Raw genomic sequence first — 18717 nt, 5'->3', positions numbered from 1 at the left:
GCGCCACGATGACGGTAAACGACTACTGGGGCTACAGCTACAATTTACCGGGCAATTCCAGTCATCTGCTGGGGCAGACGGATAAGGCTACAGCTGGCCAATCTGGTCAGGAGGGCAATCTCTGGAACCACGTTTCGGACTACAGCTATGACTTCGTGCCGACAGATCCGCGACTGGATGGAGTTAGTCACGAAAACAGTGGCATCAATCAGGGTGCGTTGAAGTTCTCGCTGCACAGCTGGAACACCATTCGCAACGGCACAACGTACACGCCGTGGATGAATGTGTCCGCTTCTGCCAGCCTCAAGACGGCTCCGGGAGCTTACGGCGGTGCGCGGCAGGGCATTGTCGCACCGACACTCGGGCAGGATGGCTATCCGCATTTGTCCGGCGACCAAAACATCACCGGCGGTGCAACCGATTCGCTGAAGTATCTGTTCGATACTGAGGATGCTTCTTCTTGCACCGATGATTCGGTAACCTGCTACAAGACTTCTTATAGCGTGGCTCCGAACCTGTTCCAGCTGAACAACGGCTACTACGAGTATGACAGCGACCAGACGCATGCGCAGTTGTCTGCCGCTCCTGATTCCAAGGGCACCTATTCGTGGGAGGAAACCTCGGATGCCATCAACAAGAATAACAGTTCCACAAAGAACCTTGGCTTCTTCCCCTTCAATAACGGCACTGTCAGCCCATCAATCAGTGATGTCATCAAGGATTGCACGAAGGAAAAGGGCGAGTACAAACTGACCGAATGCGGTGGTCTGAACCACAGCTTCGGTCTGACGATGGATGTGCCGTTCACACAGCCTGTGGATGGCAAGACCGGAGGCAATGACACCACGTTCGCCTTCTCCGGCGACGATGACGTGTGGGTGTACCTCGACGATACCTTGGTCCTTGACATTGGCGGCCGTCATGGCAAGGTCAACGGCACGATCAACTTTGCCACCGGCGAAGTGAAGGTGTGGCCGCAGGATTCGAGCAAGGGCACTGAATTCTCCACCACGCTGGAAGCTATGTACCGTGCTGCCGGCTACACGGACCGGGATTTCGCAAACAGCGCGAATTGGACAAAAGCCGCAAACGGCCAGTACATTTTCGCCGACGACACTTCGCACACGCTGCATTTCTATTACTTGGAGCGTGGCAACGACCAGTCGAACATGAAGCTCACGTTCAACCTTCGCAAGACCCCGCAGAACGATGTGCTGAAGGTCGATCAGGTGGGTGACCCAATTGCTGGTGTCAACTTCAATCTGTATGAAGCCGATGCAAACTACAAGAAGACGGATGAGACCGCTGTCGTCTCCGGTACGACTGATGGTGACGGTCAACTGGCCTTCAAAGCTGCGGACAGCAATAAGCTCGTGACATTGAATCAGCTGTATGCCAAGAGCCATTACTACATTCTTGAGGAACAAACTCCGGAGGGCTATCGCGGGACTAAGCCCGTGCATCTGGAACTAAAGCAGGACGTGAACGGTGATACCTACGCGGTGTCCGCGAACAAATTCGAAACGGGTGCCGTGGCCACGCCGAAGGTGCAGACGACGATCGTGTCGCCGAAGTTCACCGGTGAGCGCAATTCCGGTGCGGATACCAAGGAGTTCACGGTGTCTGATGTCGCCAAGGCGGATGGCAAGTTCGTCGCGGTGGTCATGCGGTGTGTGGCTCAAAATGACGCCGACTGCAAGAGCAAAGCGCCGGACGTAAACAACTGGCAAGCCGTGGTGGGTGATCCTATTGACGGCTGGAGCGAAATGGGCACCGGTTTCGCGGGTGTGCTCGCGGCGGCGCAGGCGAATTATAAGCATGGGGATGAATACAACACCTTCAAACTCAATGACAGCAATCAGCCCCAGATTGAGGTCGTTGATCTGCCAGGCGAAGTTGGCGAATACTATTATGCGGCCGGAGACAATGACCCGGTGCATTACGCCATCGGCTACTACTACATTCCAACCACGCTGCTCAAGGCGTCCGATGCGTCCGATACGGGAGGCATGTACAGGTTGATCAGCGATGATAAGTCGTTTGATCGTACATACGCTACGGAACTTCAAGTGCCGAACATCAAGAACGTGTTGATTGCGCAGAAAACCGATGCAAACGGTAACGCCGTTGATGCCACGGATGTGATGAATCAGGCTGGCTTTACGCTGTATGCGGACGACAACGGCAAACCGAATGAGTCCGCCCCGTATATTGCCGAACACAAGACGGCCAATCAGAGCGTTACCGATGCTGACGGTGTGAATCGCTTGGCTTTGGCCGGATCGGTGAGCTTCCCCGCAAACAAGCTGGATAAGCCATTGAAGAACGGAGTGTACTGGCTCAAGGAAACCACTGCGCCGCAAGGGTACTTGCTGAACGAACACTATGTGAAAGTGGTCGTTGACGATGCCGGCGTGCATGCGGATGCCACTGCGTACATCAAGGGAATGGACGGCGCAATGACCGCTGTGACAGCTGGCGAGAAAGACAACGTCTCGGTCAATGTCGGCCTTGGCACGCTGGTGCGAACTATGACCCAATGGGCCGGTGACGGCGGCGACGATCCGCTGCAGTATGTCACGGGCACGTTACAGACCAGCACCACGGTTACGAGCAATTCCGTGGCGAACTGGCAAGACGCAAGTCCATCGCAGACCAAGAACTTCCAATACAGCTACGGGGTCACCTATCCCACGCCGTTGCTGAAGTATGGTTATCTGGCGTTGGGAACCGATAATAAGTTGCAGGATCAGAGCCTTGACAGGACGACGTTTGGTGTGACCGATGGTTTTGCCCGTGTCACCATGGCGCCGACTGCCAACAATGACTATCTGAAGGATGCAACGCCGCTGTTCGTCGGCTCCACCATCGTGCGCGTCGGGGACGTCAAGGCGACCACGCTGAACATCTCCAAGACGGTCAGCGGCGTCGGCACGAATCCGGACGGAGAAGCGGACTTCACGTTCACTGTGACGCTCACGGATGGTGACGGCGAGAATGCGAAGAATCTGTCTGGCGAGTTTCCGTACACCGTGCATGCGCTGAACCAGGACGACACGGTTGGCGATCAGATCGTCGGAAACAACGCCAATGGCAAGTTGACGCTGATCAACGGTTCCGGCACTCTGACCTTGAAGAAGGATCAGGTGGCGGTGATCACCGGTTTGCCCGAAGGCACACATTATGTGGTGACCGAGCAAGTAGATACGCAGAACCGATTCCATCAGGTTTCCAAGAGTGGCGATACCGGTGAGACAAGTTCGGAAGCTGATAAACAGGCATGGGCTAAGTTCGTCAACGGATTCGGTCAGCCCGCAACGGCGACGCTTTCCGTGAAGAAGACCGTGCAGGGCGCTGATTGGACTCAGCCGGACGGCAAGAACTTCACGTTCGAGCTCAAGCGCACGGACAGCACTTCTGGTGACGTGACTTACCAGAAGGATGGCATGACCACAAAGCTCACCACTGGTGGCGACACGTTGACCGTGTCCACGAGCGGCCACATCGCCAACGGCACCACCACGGATCCTCTGAATTTCGCGGAGCTGTCCTTCTCCCAGACGGGCACCTACGCCTTCTCCATCAAGGAGCAGACACAGGATCACGCGCAGGGCTGGACCTACGACACCACGGAATACACCGCCACGGTCGAAGTCGCAGAAGCCACGGCTCCCGCCTCCGGTCTGACCGCAACGGTCACCTACACGAAGGGCGACGTTCCGCTGACTGGCGATGACATACCCATCTTCACCAACACGTTCACGGCCGTGTCCGCACTGCCGCTGACGGGCGGGCCGGCGTCGGCGCGCGATTGGCTGATCGGCGGCGGCATGTTCGCCGTGATGGCCGGTCTGGCGATGGCCGCCATGCACGAATGGCGTCGCCGCGGGGGCCTGAGCCTCTAGCCGACGAACCGGCTGGCGGGCGGTCCCGACGCCGCCCGCCGACAACCAAACAGGATTTGCGGATCGCGGAGGTCTTGGAAAGGGCCTCGGCCTCCGCGATTGCAAGAGATACAGCAATAACAACAAATGAAAGGAAGAGAGGTTTCTCATGAAGATGAGGAAGCTTTTCGCAGGTCTCGCCGCAGCGGCGACCCTGCTCGGTGGCCTCGCCATCGGCACCACCACCGCAAATGCGGCGGAGAACGATGCCTCGTTCACTGTGAACGCGGGTGCTGATTTCACGTTTGAAGACAATCAACTTCATGCGTACTACATCGGTGCCTATTCCAACCCGCAATTTGGCGCTGATGACAAGGCCACGAATGTTGACGTGACTGCCGCTACGGATGCAGTGAAGACTGCTGCTGCCGCTTCGACCGATATCACGGACTTTGGCGGTTATCCGGATGCCGTTGCCTATTTTGCGGCGGGCAATGGCACTGCCGCTCAGCTCAAGGCGTTCGCCGATGCTTTGGCCAACAAGACTGGTCAGCTGGGCACGGTTGTCAACCCGACTCTGGACACTGATAAGAAGGTGTCGACCTTCTCCAACGTGCAACAGGGCTGGTACCTCGTGACTGATGCCAGCGGTTCCGCATTGCTGGTTGGCACCAAGATCTGGAACAAGGATGCCGATAACGGCTCCGGTGCTTTCGTTGACTTTGCCAATCAGGAGCTCGGCACCGCGAATGCGAAGCCGTCCAGCGTTCCTACTCCGGGCAAGACCGCAAACAAGGATTCCGTGACCGTCGGTGATCAGGTGAAGTACACGCTGACTGGCAATATCCCAAACTACACCGGCTACGATACCTACGATTACAATTTCGTTGATACGCCGTCCGATAAGCTCGCTATCGATGCGAATTCTGTGACCGTGAAGATTGACGGTCAGGCGGTCGCATCTTCGGATGACCAGAGCACTGGCGTCAAGGTCACCTATCCTGCCGATAATAACACGAAGCTGACCATCGCTATCAACGCCGCCAAGTTCGTCATCGGTGCCGACATCGAGATCACTTACACCGCTACCGTGAAGGGTGATGCTGAAGGAGATATCGTTAATCGCGCCGTTATCGAGCACGATAACAACGAATCCGGCACTCCTGGTTCTCACACGGTGAAGACCACTCCGGTTCAGTTCAAGAAGATCGGTGTGGATGAGGATGCCAACGGTCTTGCTGGTGTCAAGTTCACCATTACGCCGAAGGACGACAACAAGACCCCGGCTCTCCCGACTGGCTACACCGCCACGGTGACCTCTGGTGCCGACGGTACCGTGAAGTTCGCAGGTCTTGCCAACGGCACTTATATCATCACCGAGTCCAGTTATGCCGACAACTTCAAGGGTGGGTACCTGAAGACCCCGCTGTCCTTTGAAGTGACGGTCAATGATGGTAATGTCAAGTTCACCAAGGATCTGCTTGGCTTGGTCACGCCAGGTACTGGCGATACCGTCACTACGGTCCTCAACGTGAAGAACATTTCCCAGCTTCCGCAGACCGGTGCCGCGGGCATCGCGCTGTTCACGGTGATCGCCGCGCTCCTCGCGGGCGCCGCCGCCACGGTGTACGGCAAGTCCCGCAAGGCCAGCGCCGCGCTTCGTGCGTGAGCTGATGTGATTGAGCGTTAACCGCTGAATCGCCCATCATGGGTCTGAATGACGGATATGAACCGTTATTCAGACCCATTTTTCTATTTCGAGAATGTACTGTTCCTGCGTTGAACTTATGGATACCATGGGTGTCATAGAACGCCAATGTATGGATGGGGTTGCGATGGCCGGGAAATGGGATGCGGCAAAGATACGCGATTTGCGGATGGGCGAGATTGCTCTTGACCGCTATTGGGCGGATGAGCAACTGAACGTATTTGAAGTGTCGGATATCAATACCCTTATTCAGGCGGTTGGATACTTAAAATACAGCACCGAAGGGAAGGTGTTTTTCCGGGGGCAGCACGATATCTATGAGGATCGTGGAAGATTGTTCCCCCAACCGTCGTTGCTCCGCAGCTCAACGCAGAAACGTTTGCACCTCGCATCGGACGACGACGCGAGAAAGTATATCTATGAGACCATCGCGTTGGCAGGACAATGGCCGATGCCGGACCTGAAAAATTATGGGGAACGCATTCTGCTGCAGCAGGATGTCATGATCGGTAGCGGCGAAGATGGTTTGGTCTGCCACGAGGTTCCTTTGTATGCCGTCGAGCCGTTGCTGCAGCACTATGGCTCGGAAACACGATGGCTGGATTTGACCGAGTCGTTGCCATATGCGCTGTTTTTTGGACTTGTGCGGTATGGAAAGCCAATCACGGTCCCGCAGCTGAACCCTGGTTCCGAGAGTGTCGCCGTCGGTTCGGGATATGCCAAAGCTAGGGAGTCTTGTCTCTCGCCAATATTCCAGAACATTCCCGTGTACATACCCGATACCGTTGATTTCCCTCAATATTCGGATTATGTGTATCTCTATGCAATTTCGCCGGGAACGCCGTTGCCGTCTTTATCCGATTCGGATAGCAGCCTGAGACGCAAAGGCCTATCCCGATACAGTGGCGGATACGTGATCGACATGCGCGAGGCGGTTCCGTCGTTTTATTTGCGTCCGCATGCGCAGCACGGGTTGCTTTGGCTCCCCAGCGAATCCGTGGTCAGTGCGACTGGGAAGGATATGGTTGATGGGGCACAGGTCTGTGTGTTCAAGATTCCAGCCGCTGCAGTGTTGCGCTGGCTGAGCTCGGCGGGAATGTTCGCGCCGTCGAGCATTTATCCGCCTTTGCGACACAATGCCAGATCCTCTGGACGGGAACATATTACGCTCTCGGCTGAATCCGTTGCTCGTATGTCCCTCAATATTGAACATGTCCGTGATACGAAGGATCCGAAACAGTCCAAGGAGCCCGGCACACGTATCTTGCTGGAATTTGATGATGAAACGTCGACGATGGAGCGATCCTTCTCCGATGGACAAAAGCTTCGCGATGTTGACCGGGGCTTTTTGCAATGGGAGAAACGGTTGTATCGATTGCAATATGAGGGACGGCCGCATTTTGGAAACGCTGAAAATAAGAAAGCTCTGAAGCGTTTCGGACGCTTGCAGAACTACATCACGGCCGATACGTTATTCCGGGATTTTCTAGGCGATGGCACGTTCGGCATGGAAGCGAAATAAGTCGGTTCGTCTTAGTCGCAATCGGTCGTCTCACGATGTTTCAGACCACGGAAGCGGGGTATTTCTTCGCCGACCGGCGTCATTCCGCCATCGGGCGGTGAAATATCCCGCTTCCGTGGTCGTCTGCACTTCCCGCCCGGCAAATTTTCCGGGGAATTGTCCGCGCAATCCGCATCATTCCAACACGGCCGGCCGAAATGCCGTTGATTATTTGTCGGGGAATCGGAATTCATAAGGCCAACGTCGGGCGGCCGACCACGGAAGCGCGACATTTCCCCGTCAATCGGCGTCATTCCGCCATTCGCCAGCGAAAATTCCCGCTTCCGTGGTCGGCTCCGTGGTCGGCCTCGCGGCAAGCCCCGCAGCCAGCCGCCCGGCCCGTCCGCCATGCTCGTCCCGCTTAATCCGCATCCGCCTCGGAGCCCTCGCCCAGCATCCACTGCCATGCGGGCACCGCGGTGATGACGCCGGAATCGACGGCGATCCTGCGCGGGCCGTCCAATGCGTCGTTCAATACGATCAGCGTGCCTGTGCGAAGTCCCGTGTTGCCCATGGCCGCGGCGAGGTTGCCGACTTCGCTGCGGTATTTTTTGCCGCTTTGGCCGCCGGCGTCTGACGAATCGCCAAGACCGGCGCTGACCGCCACCTGAATGAGCTGATAGGGCTCGCCGTTGGCGATGTCGCCGATGACGAAATCCACTTCGGGGCAGTTGGCCGCCGAATAAGTGGAGATCACATTGTCCCGATTCTCCCCGTAACGGCGCTTCAGCTCCACGAACACCGCGGTCTCCAGCCTCTGTCCAATGTCCAGATGACTGGCCGGTGCCACGGCAAGGGACAGTCCGGGATCGACCGAATACACTTTGCAGGATGACTTCGGATTCTCCTTCAGAGATAGCGTGAAATCGCGCACCTTGAACAGCAGATGGGCGTCCTCGAAGTCGTCGAGCAGGGCGTAGAGCTTGTCTGCGGAGATCGGCGTGCCCGTTCCCCGGATGCTTTTCACCTGCGCGTTGACGGAGAATTTGAGCCCGGTGGATCGCAATGCGGTGCGCGAAAACCGTGCGGCAGTTCGCAACGAAGCGGTGTTGAACCGCTCCAGCACGTCCTTGATGACGATTTCGTCGGCATAGCCCTGCAGCAGGCGCATGCGGTCCAGCGTTACCATGTGCTGCACGGCGGGGAATCCTCCCACATCCAGATAGCTGCCGAGTGCGTTCTGTAGACCGCGTCGCGTTGCGGGCGAATAGGCGCCGGCGACGCCGTCCGACGTCACGTTTTGGAAGGCGCAGTACTCGGCGAAACTCAGCGGCCACATCTCGCGGGACAGCGATCGCCCGCGGAAATTGGTCGGAATGTCGGACGACAGCAGCTTGGACGACGAACCGGTGAGCACGATGGTGACATTGTGCTGTTCCGCAACCCGACGCACGAAGTTCGTCCAATACGGGGCCTCCTGAATTTCGTCGAACAGCAGGTAGCACCCGTTGACGGCGTCGGGCACCATGCGGTAGTACTCGTCGAGCAGATTGGCGAGCGTATGGTCCTCGAACGGCATGATGCGCTCGTCGTCGAACGAGAAATGAAAGAGATGGCTGCGCGGCACCCCGGATTTGAGGAGCCGGTCCATCAGCTGATACATCGCATAGGTCTTCCCGCAGCGTCTGACGCCGGTGATGGTGGTGATCACATTGTTGCGGGCCGGCGCAGGAACGGTGATGTCGGCCTGGGGACGCAGGACGTATGGCGGAATCCGGAAGTCAAGGTATTCGGCGATGAGGGAGGACATCATCATGGCTGATCCAATCTTTACTGATATTTAGTAAAGATTGTACCTGATCTTTACTCAAATTCGGTAAAGATTTGTGCAACGGGAGTGCTTTGACGGTTTCTTGCGGTTCTTCCGACCACGGAAGCGGGGTATTTCTTTGTCGATCGGTGTCATTCCGCTATTCGCCGGTGAAATATCCCGCTTCCGTGGTCGGGAATCGCCCCGTGGCCGGGAATGCCTTTCCTCTCCGACAAAACTTTCGGGGGATTATCCTTGCAATCTGCGTCATTCCGACGTTGTCCGCCGAAATGACGCCGATTATTTGGCGGAGAATTGTAAAACCGGAATCCGGAAGGTCGGCGCCGGATGTCTGACAACGGAAGCGTGGTTTTTCCTGTCGATCGCTGTCGTTCCGCCGTTCGTCGGTGGAAAATCCCTCTTCCGTTGTCGGACGCTCCTACCGCGCGGCAATCTCGGGGAAAATCACCCTATTAGGGGGTATACGTGTGCCCCCTCGCATTACTATCATATTCCCCGAAAACAGCCGGACGCCGTACCAATGGGGCACCGCGGACGGATGGCTGAATCGTGGAGAGAAGACCATGGGCAATAAAGGCGGAATGTTCAGCTCGGAGGAGATCGCGTATCTCAAGTCCCTGCCTGCGGTGGTGGAGGCGACCGCGAAGCGCATCACGTACTCCAACGCGTTCAAGGAGTACTGCATGCGGCGCTACGCGGAGGGCGCGTCGCCGGTCAAGCTGTTCCGCGAAGCCGGTCTGGATCCGTCTTTGGTGGGCAGCAAACGCATCGAACGGTGCTTCGCACGGTGGCGCGAGGAGGTCTCGCGACGGGGGAGCGGCGAGGACATCGCCAAGGAACGCACGGCCCAGCTCCACGGCATGAAAAAGCGGGGGGGGGTGTCTCCTCAAAGCCAAATCCGATCCCTGCACTCCAGCGATCCGGAGGGCTTCGATCTGGAACCCGGCCGGCGCACGATCGTGTTCCCGGCGGTCGGCGGCGAAAGCGTGGAGGACCTGCGCGACCTGCTGATCGCCCAGCAGGTGCGCCGCATCGCCGAACTGGAGCGTCAGGTGGACATGCTGCGCGCGATGATCGACGGCAAGCGCGCCGACGGAATGCGCGCCGACGGGAGGCGGATCGACAGGTCGCTGGTCGCCGGCGACTCACAGGCTGAAGTCTCGAACCCTGAAGTTCCAAACTCCGAAGTTTCGCGGGCCGCCGAAGCACAGACCGACGCATCGCCGGACGCCACCCCGCAGTCTGGCTCGCAGTCCGATCCGCAGCCATCCGCCGAGTCCGCGCAGCCGGACGCCTGACCCTCGATTGGCGTTCGCCGGCAAAGAAATGTAGAATCGCCACGCAACGAAACATGGATGCGATGGAGTGACGAAGCGGAATGACGGGTGAAGACGCTGCGCGGCATGGGCGCGATGACGGGCGCGAACGCGGCCCCGTCACCCCCGACGAGGAGCGCTCCGACGAACTGTTCGAGGCGGCCGCCAAGCAGCCCCAGTCCGATCTGTCGCTGGCCGACGTGGAGCGCCGCCGGTTCCACCCGCTCGCATGGATCGGCTTCTTCGCGCTCGTGCTCGCCGCCGTCGTGGCGCCGTACGGGGTGGGCCGCGACCTCGCCATGAACCACACCGGCTGGGTGATGGCGCACATGGACATGTTCGAGCCGCGCGGCATCGCGCTGGCGTCGTGGGCCGTGACCCTGTTCGCCTTCACCGGGCTCGGCATGGCGGTGGTGCAGACCAAGCGCTGGGTGTGGCGCTTCGTGTTCGTGATCGCGCTCGCCGCCGAGCAGTTCCTGGCCGGCGTATGCCTGCTGCGCTCCAACTTCTGGTACGCCACCTACGTGGTGTACGGCCGCAACGCGCAGCTGGCCAACGCGGGCGATCTGGGCATCATCGCGGCCGGGGCCGGCGTGGCGGCGTTCGCCCTGCTGTTCGTGGCGATCCTGGTGCTCATCCGCAAGGATTCGCCGCTCAACGTGCTCACCCGCAGCTGGGCCGCCTTCTCCCTGTTCTTCGTGGTCGAGATGATCGCCCTCGCCATCGTGCTCTTCGGCGGCCTGCTCACCACGGTGTGAACCGTCGCCGGCACACGCCCCGGCCGCTCACGGTTCGGCCGCGGTTCGGTCGCAGACCAATCCGAGCGTTGTCTCGTCATTCGTTCTTCGTCCGTCCGTCTTTCCGATTGTTCGTCATCGGTCCTTCGCTCATCCCGCGTCTGGTCCTTCGCTTCCATCCCTCATTCCGTCGTTGATCATCCTGTCGTTGATCATCCGTCCCTCATCCGCCTTGCCAGGGCGGGGACGAGATGATGTTTTGCACCGGTGGTGACAATGTGCCCACGCTGTGCCCACATTGTGCCCACGCTGTCACCAGTCAATGTAAACGGGATATGGGTGCCGGGGCCGCGGCGGGAGGTCGGAGAACAGCCGGAAAGAGGGAACGGAGAAATGGGGGAACGGGGAGGATTAGCTGAATGAGTCGGCACGCCGGTCCGTTGCCTGTCGGCTCGAGCATGGGCGAGTTGCCCCGCACGCCTCGGCGCGTCGCCGGTCCGCCCCGTCTCGTATAGTATCTCGTTGGCGTGTTTCGCCCGCGGATAGAGAGCGCCCCGGCACAACGTCGGGTGCACCGCGCAGCCATGGACTGTATAAGGAGGAACTGTGGCACTTTCTAACGCTGAGAAGCAGGAGATCATCACGAAGTTCGCGACCCATGAGGGTGACACGGGCTCCCCGGAGGTCCAGGTCGCGCTGCTGTCCAAGCGCATCTCCGACCTGACCGAGCACCTCAAGCAGCACAAGCACGATCACCACTCCCGCCGCGGCATGCAGCTGATGATCGGTGACCGTCGTCGTCTCCTCGACTACCTCAAGGGCGTCGACATCAACCGCTACCGTGCTCTCATCGAGAAGCTTGGTCTGCGTCGATAGCCAATACTTCCGCCCGAGCGCCTACTATGGTGCTCGGGCGTTTTGCATATCGCCGTCCAACGGCAACAAGGAAGATGGGCCGGGAGTCGGGCCGCAGGGTGCGGTCGCGAATAGAGGGGCCCGCCGGAAGAGTTGACACGAGGAAAACGGCCAAGGGGCCGCACGGGAATGTGAAGCACGTCCGCTGAAGAGGACAACCGCAGTAGGTATTGAATAACAGAACACAAAGGAGGAACCCCGACATGGAGGGTCCCGAAATCAAGGCCGTAGAGGCCGTCATCGACAATGGATCATTCGGCAAGCGCACGCTGCGCTTCGAGACGGGTCGTCTCGCCCAGCAGGCGGATGGGGCAGTGGCCGCCTATCTTGACGACGATTCGATGGTGCTGTCCACCACCACCGCCGGAAGCAGCCCGAAGGAGAACTACGACTTCTTCCCGCTGACCGTGGACGTGGAGGAGAAGATGTACGCCGCGGGCAAGATCCCGGGCTCCTTCTTCCGCCGCGAGGGCCGTCCGAGCTCCGAGGCCATTCTGGCCTGCCGCATCATCGACCGCCCGCTGCGCCCGCTGTTCCCGCACACGCTGCGCAACGAGGTGCAGGTCGTCGAAACCATCCTCGCCGTCAACCCGGATGACGCGTACGACGTCATCGCCCTGAACGCCGCCTCCGCGTCCACCATGATCTCCGGCCTGCCCTTCGAGGGCCCGGTCTCCGGCGTGCGTCTGGCGCTCATCGACGGCCAGTGGGTCGCCTTCCCGCGCTGGAGCGAGCGCGAGCGCGCCGTGTTCGAGATCGTGGTCGCCGGCCGCGTGATCGAGGGCGGCGACGTCGCCATCGCCATGATCGAGGCGGGCGCCGGCAAGAACGCCTGGCACCTCATCTACGACGAGGGCCAGACCAAGCCGGACGAGGCCGTCGTGGCCCAGGGCCTCGAGGCCGCCAAGCCGTTCATCAAGGTCATCTGCGAGGCCCAGAACGAGCTCAAGGCCAAGGCCGCCAAGGAGACCAAGGAGTTCCAGCTCTTCCCGGAGTACACCGACGAGCTGTACGCCCGCATCGACGAGATCGCCCACGCCGACCTCAACGAGGCGCTGTCCATCGCGGAGAAGCTGCCGCGTCAGGACCGCATCCACGAGATCAAGGAGCACGTGCGCGAGGTCCTCGCCGGCGAGTTCACCGACATGGACGACGCCGAGAAGGAGAAGGAGCTCGGCAACGCGTTCAAGGAGCTGCAGCGCCAGATCGTGCGCCGCCGCATCCTCACCGAGGACTACCGCATCGACGGCCGCGGCCTCAAGGACATCCGCACCCTGTCCGCCGAAGTGGACATCGTGCCGCGCGTCCACGGCTCCGCCCTGTTCCAGCGCGGCGAGACCCAGGTGCTCGGCGTCACCACGCTGAACATGCTCAAGATGGAGCAGCAGATCGACGCCCTGTCCGGCCCGCAGTCCAAGCGCTACATGCACAACTACGAGATGCCGCCGTACTCCACCGGCGAGACCGGCCGCGTCGGCTCCCCGAAGCGCCGCGAGATCGGCCACGGCGCCCTCGCCGAGAAGGCCCTCGTCCCGGTGCTGCCGAGCCGCGAGGAGTTCCCGTACGCCATCCGCCAGGTCTCCGAGGCCATCGGCTCCAACGGCTCCACCTCCATGGGCTCCGTGTGCGCCTCCACCCTGTCCCTGCTCGCCGCGGGCGTGCCGCTGAAGGCCCCGGTCGCGGGCATCGCCATGGGTCTCGTGTCCGGTGACGTGGACGGTCAGCACGTCTACAAGACCCTCACCGACATTCTGGGCGCCGAGGACGCGTTCGGCGACATGGACTTCAAGGTGGCCGGCACCTCCGAGTTCATCACCGCCCTGCAGCTCGACACCAAGCTCGACGGCATCCCCGCCGACATTCTGGCCGCCGCCCTGCAGCAGGCCAAGGAGGCCCGCGCCACGATCCTCGAGGTCATCAACGAGTGCATCGACGGCCCGGCCGAGATGAGCGAGTACGCCCCGCGCATCATCACCACCACCGTTCCGGTCGAGAAGATCGGCGAGGTCATCGGTCCGAAGGGCAAGATGATCAACCAGATCCAGGAGGACACCGGCGCCGAGATCGCGATCGAGGACGACGGCACCGTCTACATCTCCTCCGAAGGCGGCGAGGCCGCCGAGAAGGCCAAGCAGATCATCGACTCCATCGCCAACCCGCACGTGCCGGAGGCCGGCGAGACCTACAACGGCAAGGTCGTCAAGACCACGTCGTTCGGCGCCTTCGTGAACCTCACCCCGGGCACCGACGGCCTGCTGCACATCTCCCAGATCCGCAACCTCGCCAACGGCGAGCGCATCGACGCCGTGGAGGACGTGCTCAAGGAGGGCGACACCGTCGAGGTGGTCGTGCAGGGCGTGGACGACCGCGGCAAGATCTCCCTGGCCATTCCGGGCTTCGAGGATCAGGAATCCTCCGCTCCGGCCCGTGGCGGCCGCGGTGGCCGTGACGACCGTCGTTCCGACCGCGGCGACCGTGATGACCGCCGTCGTGGCGGCCGCGGCGATCGCGATGACCGTCGTTCCGACCGTGATGACCGTCCGCGTCGCCGTTCCGACCGTTCCGATCGTGACGACCGCCGCGATGATCGCGACTATGACGACCGTCCGCGTCGCCGCCGCTCCGACGACTACGACGACGACCGCGACTACGATCGCGATGACCGTCGTTCCGACCGCCGTTCGGACCGTTCCGATCGTTCCGACCGTGATGACCGCGATTACGATGATCGTCCGCGTCGCCGCCGTTCCTCCGATCGTGACGACCGTGACTACGACCGCGACGATCGCCGCGACCGTGGCTCCCGCGGTGGCCGTGGCGGCCGCAACCCGCGCTACGCCACCGACGACCACTACGACGAGTACCGCGAGGAGCGCGAGGAGCGTTCCGAGCGTCCGCGCCGCCGCGTCCGTCGCGACTTTGATCCGTTCGAGGACTGATCGGCTGTCTGATCGTTTCCTCGCGGATCTCTCGCGTCCGTGGTGGCCGCTCGCCTCGCCTACGGGGAATCCACTGGATTCCCCGCTTGACGGCTCGGCATTCGAGGACTGATCGTCCCCTCGCGGATCCCTCGCGGCCGTAGTGGCCGTGAGATGACCGTGGGCTGATTGACGCTATGAAGGGCATGGGTCCCGCGTTGCAATGCGCGGAATCCATGCCCTTTCCGCATATGTGGGTATGCGGGTTTTCTGGGTATGTGGGTTTTCTCATCCGATCGGACGCATCATTCCCACTTATTCTGTTTCACGTGGCCCCGCTAACCGTCTTTCCATCGCAAATTGAGCGAATCCAGTGCGGCGCATACCGTCCCGGAGTGTTTGGCACTCGATTCGCTCATTCTGCATTCGCCATGTTGCGGATTGAGCGAATCCAGTGCGTCACGAACCATTTCAGCGCGCTACTGCACTGAATCCGCTCACTTTGCAGCTGTCCCAACGCAAATTGAGCGAATCCAGTGCGCTATGGTTCCAATTTGGCTCCTGCGGCATCTAATTCGCTCAATCCTTGTTCGGAATGCCGCGGATTGAGCGAATCAAGTGTGGCGATCATCGTTCCCCGCGAATTCATCCGCCGTTTCCCGAACGCACGCACAACGGACATCATGATCGGCTATTCCGTAAGGTGACAATGCAAAGCTGGCGAAAGGAGCCATCATGCAGGAGAGCAACGCCCATCATCCGAGCGTCGATCACGAGTCCGCCCGTCACTTCGACGACGTCTACGACAACTACGCCTACACCGAGTACGGCATCGAAATCTGACCACGGAGGTCGGCATTGTTCCGGTATGCGCATCGCCGCTCCTGACGTGTGCGCCGGTCCGATGTGCCCGACGGCCTGACGCTTACGACGGTAATTCGCGCGCGCAATATCGCTGTGCGCCTTTTGCGCGTCGTGCGATCTTTATTGGCGTGCATTGCTGCACGTCCTGTTTCCGTTTTTTGGTCCTGTTCTTGTTTCTGTTCCTGCCCAATCTGTGACGTCAGATTGCAATATTGGGCAGATGCGTCGTCTTAGAGCCTCGCGAAGCCCGCTAATCCCATGTTCCTGCCCAATATTGCAATTTCCACGCGCAAATTGGGCAGAAAAGAGGCGAACAGATGGAACATAGTGGTGGTCACTAACATAGGGCGTCACCGGACTCGCATGCCATGCGGTGGGGATCGGTGAGTCCGAGCCGATCTCATCAGTGTACACGGTCGATTCGAATGCCCGTCGTCCGTCGTATATCACGCAACGAAAAAAGGGTTCCGATCGAAAGACCGGAACCCTCATGGCGGATAAGGCGAGATTCGAACTCGCGGAGGGGGTTGCCCTCACACGCTTTCGAGGCGTGCTCCTTAGACCGCTCGGACACTTATCCATGCGCTGCTCATTCAAGCAACTTGTCCATTATGCCACAGAATCGGGATTTGGCAACTCGATTGTTCGTCAGCGTGGCGGAAGTGACGGAATCCACGGGATACGTCCATCGTCCATGGAGATTCATGACAGCAACGGGCTTTAGACGACGCAGCGCGCCGCAGGAGACTCGCGGCGTCAACGAGGTCTGAATGTCGGATGCGCCCATGGAACTCGTGGTGCCAATGGGTCTGAATGCTGGAACTGAGCTGCGCCCGTGGGGAATTTGCGGGGTCAGCGGGCCTGAACGCCGGAAGCGCCAGCCGCGCCGGCCGCGTCAACCGAACCGACAACCCCGGCAGCGCCAGTAAACAACGCAGCGTCATACGTGGGGTAGCCGAGCGCGAACGCCTGCGCGGCCTCCTCGCTCAGCAGCGCGGCAAGCGTGGTGGCGGTGGAAGCGTCGGAGATGACGATGTCCCCGTCGCTCCCGCTCCCGTTTTCGCCGTCCCCGGCCAGCGCCTGCAACTGCTCGCGCACGGCGTCCATCTCCACCACGGCGGAGGTGCTGGCGCGCAGTCCGTTCGCGTCGTCGACGGTCGTGGACGGGTCGGTGAGCAGCCGCTGCACCGAATAGACCTTCTGCCGCGTGTCGCTGCTGCCGTTCCCGTTGCCATTCCCGCTGCCATCAGATCCGGCATCCCCGGACGAGGCATGCGCGGCGAACCCGGAGCCGAGCGCCTTGTGCCGGTCGCTCAGCGTGAGCAGCGTGGGATCGGACTTGAGCTTGGCGGACAAGATCTCCATGGCGAATCCGGCGCGGTCCTGCGCGAGCGCGAGCCCCGCGGCCTGTGCGGCGGACAGCTTCACCTCCGTGTGCTCGTCGATCGTCGTTCGGTCGGCGGGGGAGGAATACTCGACACGAAGCCTGCCCGCCAGCTGCGCGGCGCGGTGGCTCATCCGACCGCTCTCCAGCACGCCCTCGGCGAACCGGCCGGGGCATGCGACCGCGGCGTCGCGCCACAGCACGGCGGCGCGGGCGGCCTCGCGGTAGCGCACGTAGGAGGGGTTCGCGCCCGCAAACGCGCCGGCGCGGGCGTCCTCGGCGTCGGCCAGCGACTGCTCGCACGGGCTGGGCGTCATGGCGGCCTCAAGACCGCCGGACACGCGTGGAACCGCGGAACACGCCGAGGCCGCGGCGACCATGCCCACGGCCGCGATCACAGCCGTCACCCGTATCGCCGTCCGCAAAGCATGCCTTCCCCAAACCGTACGTGTCTCCATGAATCGTTAGACTAATAGCCATTACAGACCGCAGGGAACGGTAGGCGGCAATAACTTCATAAGGAGGTCTTCGAAGATGGAACTAGACCTGGCAAGCATGCACCAGTTGGCCGTGGAGCAGGGGATCGATCGGGAAACTTTGGATTCGGCGCTTTCCGAGGCGCTGCTCATGGCGTATCAGAAGACGCCCCATCCGGCCAAGCACGCGCGCGTGGAGCTGGACGACCGCGCCGGCACGTTCACCGTGTGGGCGCGTGACGAGGAGCCCGTCGAGCCCACCGAGGAGGACCCGCATCCGGCCCCGAAGCTGGGCGAGGAATACGACGACACCCCGAAGGACTTCGGCCGTCTGGCCGCCGCGACCGCGCGTCAGGTGTTCACCCAGCTGTTCCGCAAGGTCGAGGACGAGAAGGTCTTCGGCGCGTTCTCCGGTCAGAAGGGCAAGCTCGTCACCGGCATCGTGCAGCAGGACGTCAAGGATCCGTCCAACGTGCACATCGCCATCGGCGACGTCGAGGCCATCCTGCCCCGCCGCGAGCAGGTGCCGGGGGAGCGCTACCGCCACGGCGAGCGTCTGCGCGTGTACGTGGTGAACGTGGCCCGCGGCTTGAAGGGCCCGGAGATCGTGGTCTCCCGTTCCCACCCGGAGCTGGTGCGCCGCCTGTTCGAGCGCGAGGTCCCGGAGCTGGTCTCCGGCGCCGTGTCGATCATGGCGATCGCCCGCGAGGCCGGCGCCCGCACCAAGATCGCGGTGCGCGCCAACACCGAGGGCGTCAACCCCAAGGGCGCGCTGATCGGCCCCGGCGGCGCCCGCGTGCGCGCGGTCATGGAGAACCTCGGCCCGGAGAAGATCGACATCGTCGACTGGTCCAGCGATCCGGCCAAGTTCGTGGCCGCCGCCCTGTCCCCGGCCGTGGCGACCGGCGTGCAGGTGATCAGCGAGAAGAACAAGACCGCCATCGCCTTCATCCATGACGACCAGCTCTCGCTGGCCATCGGCAAGGAGGGGCAGAACGCGCGTCTGGCCGCCAAGCTCACCGGCTGGAAGATCGGCATCGAATCCGCCGAGGCCCACGCCGCCAAGGTGAAGGCTCAGGAGCAGCAGCCCAAGGCCGAGTAAGCCGGGGCCGGGGCATAGGTCTGCGCATAAGCCTGCGCGACGGTCTCGGGAATGTTGCTTCTCCGCACGTTTCCGCCGCAC

General features: G+C 61.0%; 10 protein-coding genes and 1 tRNA gene. 8 read left to right on the top strand and 3 right to left on the bottom strand.

What is annotated here, in order from left to right:
* The first annotated feature begins 8 nt into the window (after positions 1–8).
* The 3 genes from DSM100685_RS01960 (at position 9) to DSM100685_RS01950 (ending at position 7114) form a co-directional block, all read left to right on the top strand.
* Entirely contained in the window at positions 9–3905 is a 3897-nt protein-coding gene (locus DSM100685_RS01960; RefSeq protein ID WP_152349689.1) for a DUF7601 domain-containing protein, read from the top strand.
* A 148-nt stretch (positions 3906–4053) separates the two neighbouring features.
* On the top strand, positions 4054–5553 hold the full coding sequence (locus tag DSM100685_RS01955) for an isopeptide-forming domain-containing fimbrial protein (protein WP_152349688.1): 1500 nt from the start codon (positions 4054–4056) through the stop codon (positions 5551–5553).
* A 127-nt stretch (positions 5554–5680) separates the two neighbouring features.
* Positions 5681–7114, top strand: coding sequence for an FRG domain-containing protein (locus DSM100685_RS01950; protein ID WP_152349687.1), 1434 nt, complete (start codon positions 5681–5683; stop codon positions 7112–7114).
* A gap of 400 nt (positions 7115–7514) precedes the next feature.
* On the opposite strand, the gene DSM100685_RS01945 is transcribed toward DSM100685_RS01950, so the two are convergent.
* On the bottom strand, positions 7515–8909 hold the full coding sequence (locus DSM100685_RS01945; protein WP_152349686.1) for an ATP-binding protein: 1395 nt from the start codon (positions 8907–8909) through the stop codon (positions 7515–7517).
* 578 nt (positions 8910–9487) lie between these two features.
* Here DSM100685_RS01945 and DSM100685_RS10925 point away from each other — a divergent pair.
* The 4 genes from DSM100685_RS10925 to DSM100685_RS01920 all read left to right on the top strand — a co-directional run bounded on the left by DSM100685_RS10925 (position 9488) and on the right by DSM100685_RS01920 (position 14831).
* Entirely contained in the window at positions 9488–10222 is a 735-nt protein-coding gene (locus DSM100685_RS10925; RefSeq protein WP_239512615.1) for an HTH domain-containing protein, read from the top strand.
* Positions 10223–10302: 80 nt separating this feature from the next.
* Complete coding sequence (locus DSM100685_RS01935; RefSeq protein ID WP_152349685.1) at positions 10303–10998, top strand: hypothetical protein; 696 nt, start codon at positions 10303–10305, stop codon at positions 10996–10998.
* Between the two features lie 585 nt (positions 10999–11583).
* Positions 11584–11853: a 30S ribosomal protein S15 gene (gene rpsO / locus DSM100685_RS01930; protein WP_152349684.1), complete on the top strand. Its 270-nt coding sequence runs from the start codon at positions 11584–11586 to the stop codon at positions 11851–11853.
* Positions 11854–12095: 242 nt separating this feature from the next.
* Entirely contained in the window at positions 12096–14831 is a 2736-nt protein-coding gene (locus DSM100685_RS01920) for a polyribonucleotide nucleotidyltransferase (RefSeq protein ID WP_152349683.1), read from the top strand.
* A 1334-nt stretch (positions 14832–16165) separates the two neighbouring features.
* Here DSM100685_RS01920 and DSM100685_RS01915 read toward each other — a convergent pair.
* Positions 16166–16254: transfer RNA gene (locus DSM100685_RS01915), tRNA-Ser, on the bottom strand.
* A gap of 272 nt (positions 16255–16526) precedes the next feature.
* Positions 16527–17465: a hypothetical protein gene (locus tag DSM100685_RS01910; protein ID WP_152349682.1), complete on the bottom strand. Its 939-nt coding sequence runs from the start codon at positions 17463–17465 to the stop codon at positions 16527–16529.
* A gap of 127 nt (positions 17466–17592) precedes the next feature.
* Between DSM100685_RS01910 and nusA the strand changes: the two genes are divergently transcribed.
* Positions 17593–18636 (top strand): transcription termination factor NusA, encoded by a 1044-nt coding sequence (nusA, locus tag DSM100685_RS01905; RefSeq protein WP_152349681.1) that lies wholly within the window; start codon positions 17593–17595, stop codon positions 18634–18636.
* The last annotated feature ends 81 nt before the right edge of the window (positions 18637–18717 follow it).

This window comes from Bifidobacterium avesanii, assembly GCF_009299475.1.
Lineage (GTDB): Bacteria > Actinomycetota > Actinomycetes > Actinomycetales > Bifidobacteriaceae > Bifidobacterium > Bifidobacterium avesanii.
The sequence above is the reverse complement of the archived record's forward strand: the minus strand, read 5'-3'. Positions and strand labels throughout refer to the sequence as shown.

Coding starts and splice junctions, on each gene's coding strand:
- DSM100685_RS01945 (WP_152349686.1), bottom strand. CDS start 8,909: ATGATGATGTCCTCCCTCATCGCCGAATACCTTGACTTCCGGATTCCG.
- DSM100685_RS01950 (WP_152349687.1), top strand. CDS start 5,681: ATGGGTGTCATAGAACGCCAATGTATGGATGGGGTTGCGATGGCCGGG.
- nusA (WP_152349681.1), top strand. CDS start 17,593: ATGGAACTAGACCTGGCAAGCATGCACCAGTTGGCCGTGGAGCAGGGG.
- DSM100685_RS01960 (WP_152349689.1), top strand. CDS start 9: ATGACGGTAAACGACTACTGGGGCTACAGCTACAATTTACCGGGCAAT.
- DSM100685_RS01935 (WP_152349685.1), top strand. CDS start 10,303: ATGACGGGTGAAGACGCTGCGCGGCATGGGCGCGATGACGGGCGCGAA.
- DSM100685_RS01955 (WP_152349688.1), top strand. CDS start 4,054: ATGAAGATGAGGAAGCTTTTCGCAGGTCTCGCCGCAGCGGCGACCCTG.
- DSM100685_RS10925 (WP_239512615.1), top strand. CDS start 9,488: ATGGGCAATAAAGGCGGAATGTTCAGCTCGGAGGAGATCGCGTATCTC.
- DSM100685_RS01920 (WP_152349683.1), top strand. CDS start 12,096: ATGGAGGGTCCCGAAATCAAGGCCGTAGAGGCCGTCATCGACAATGGA.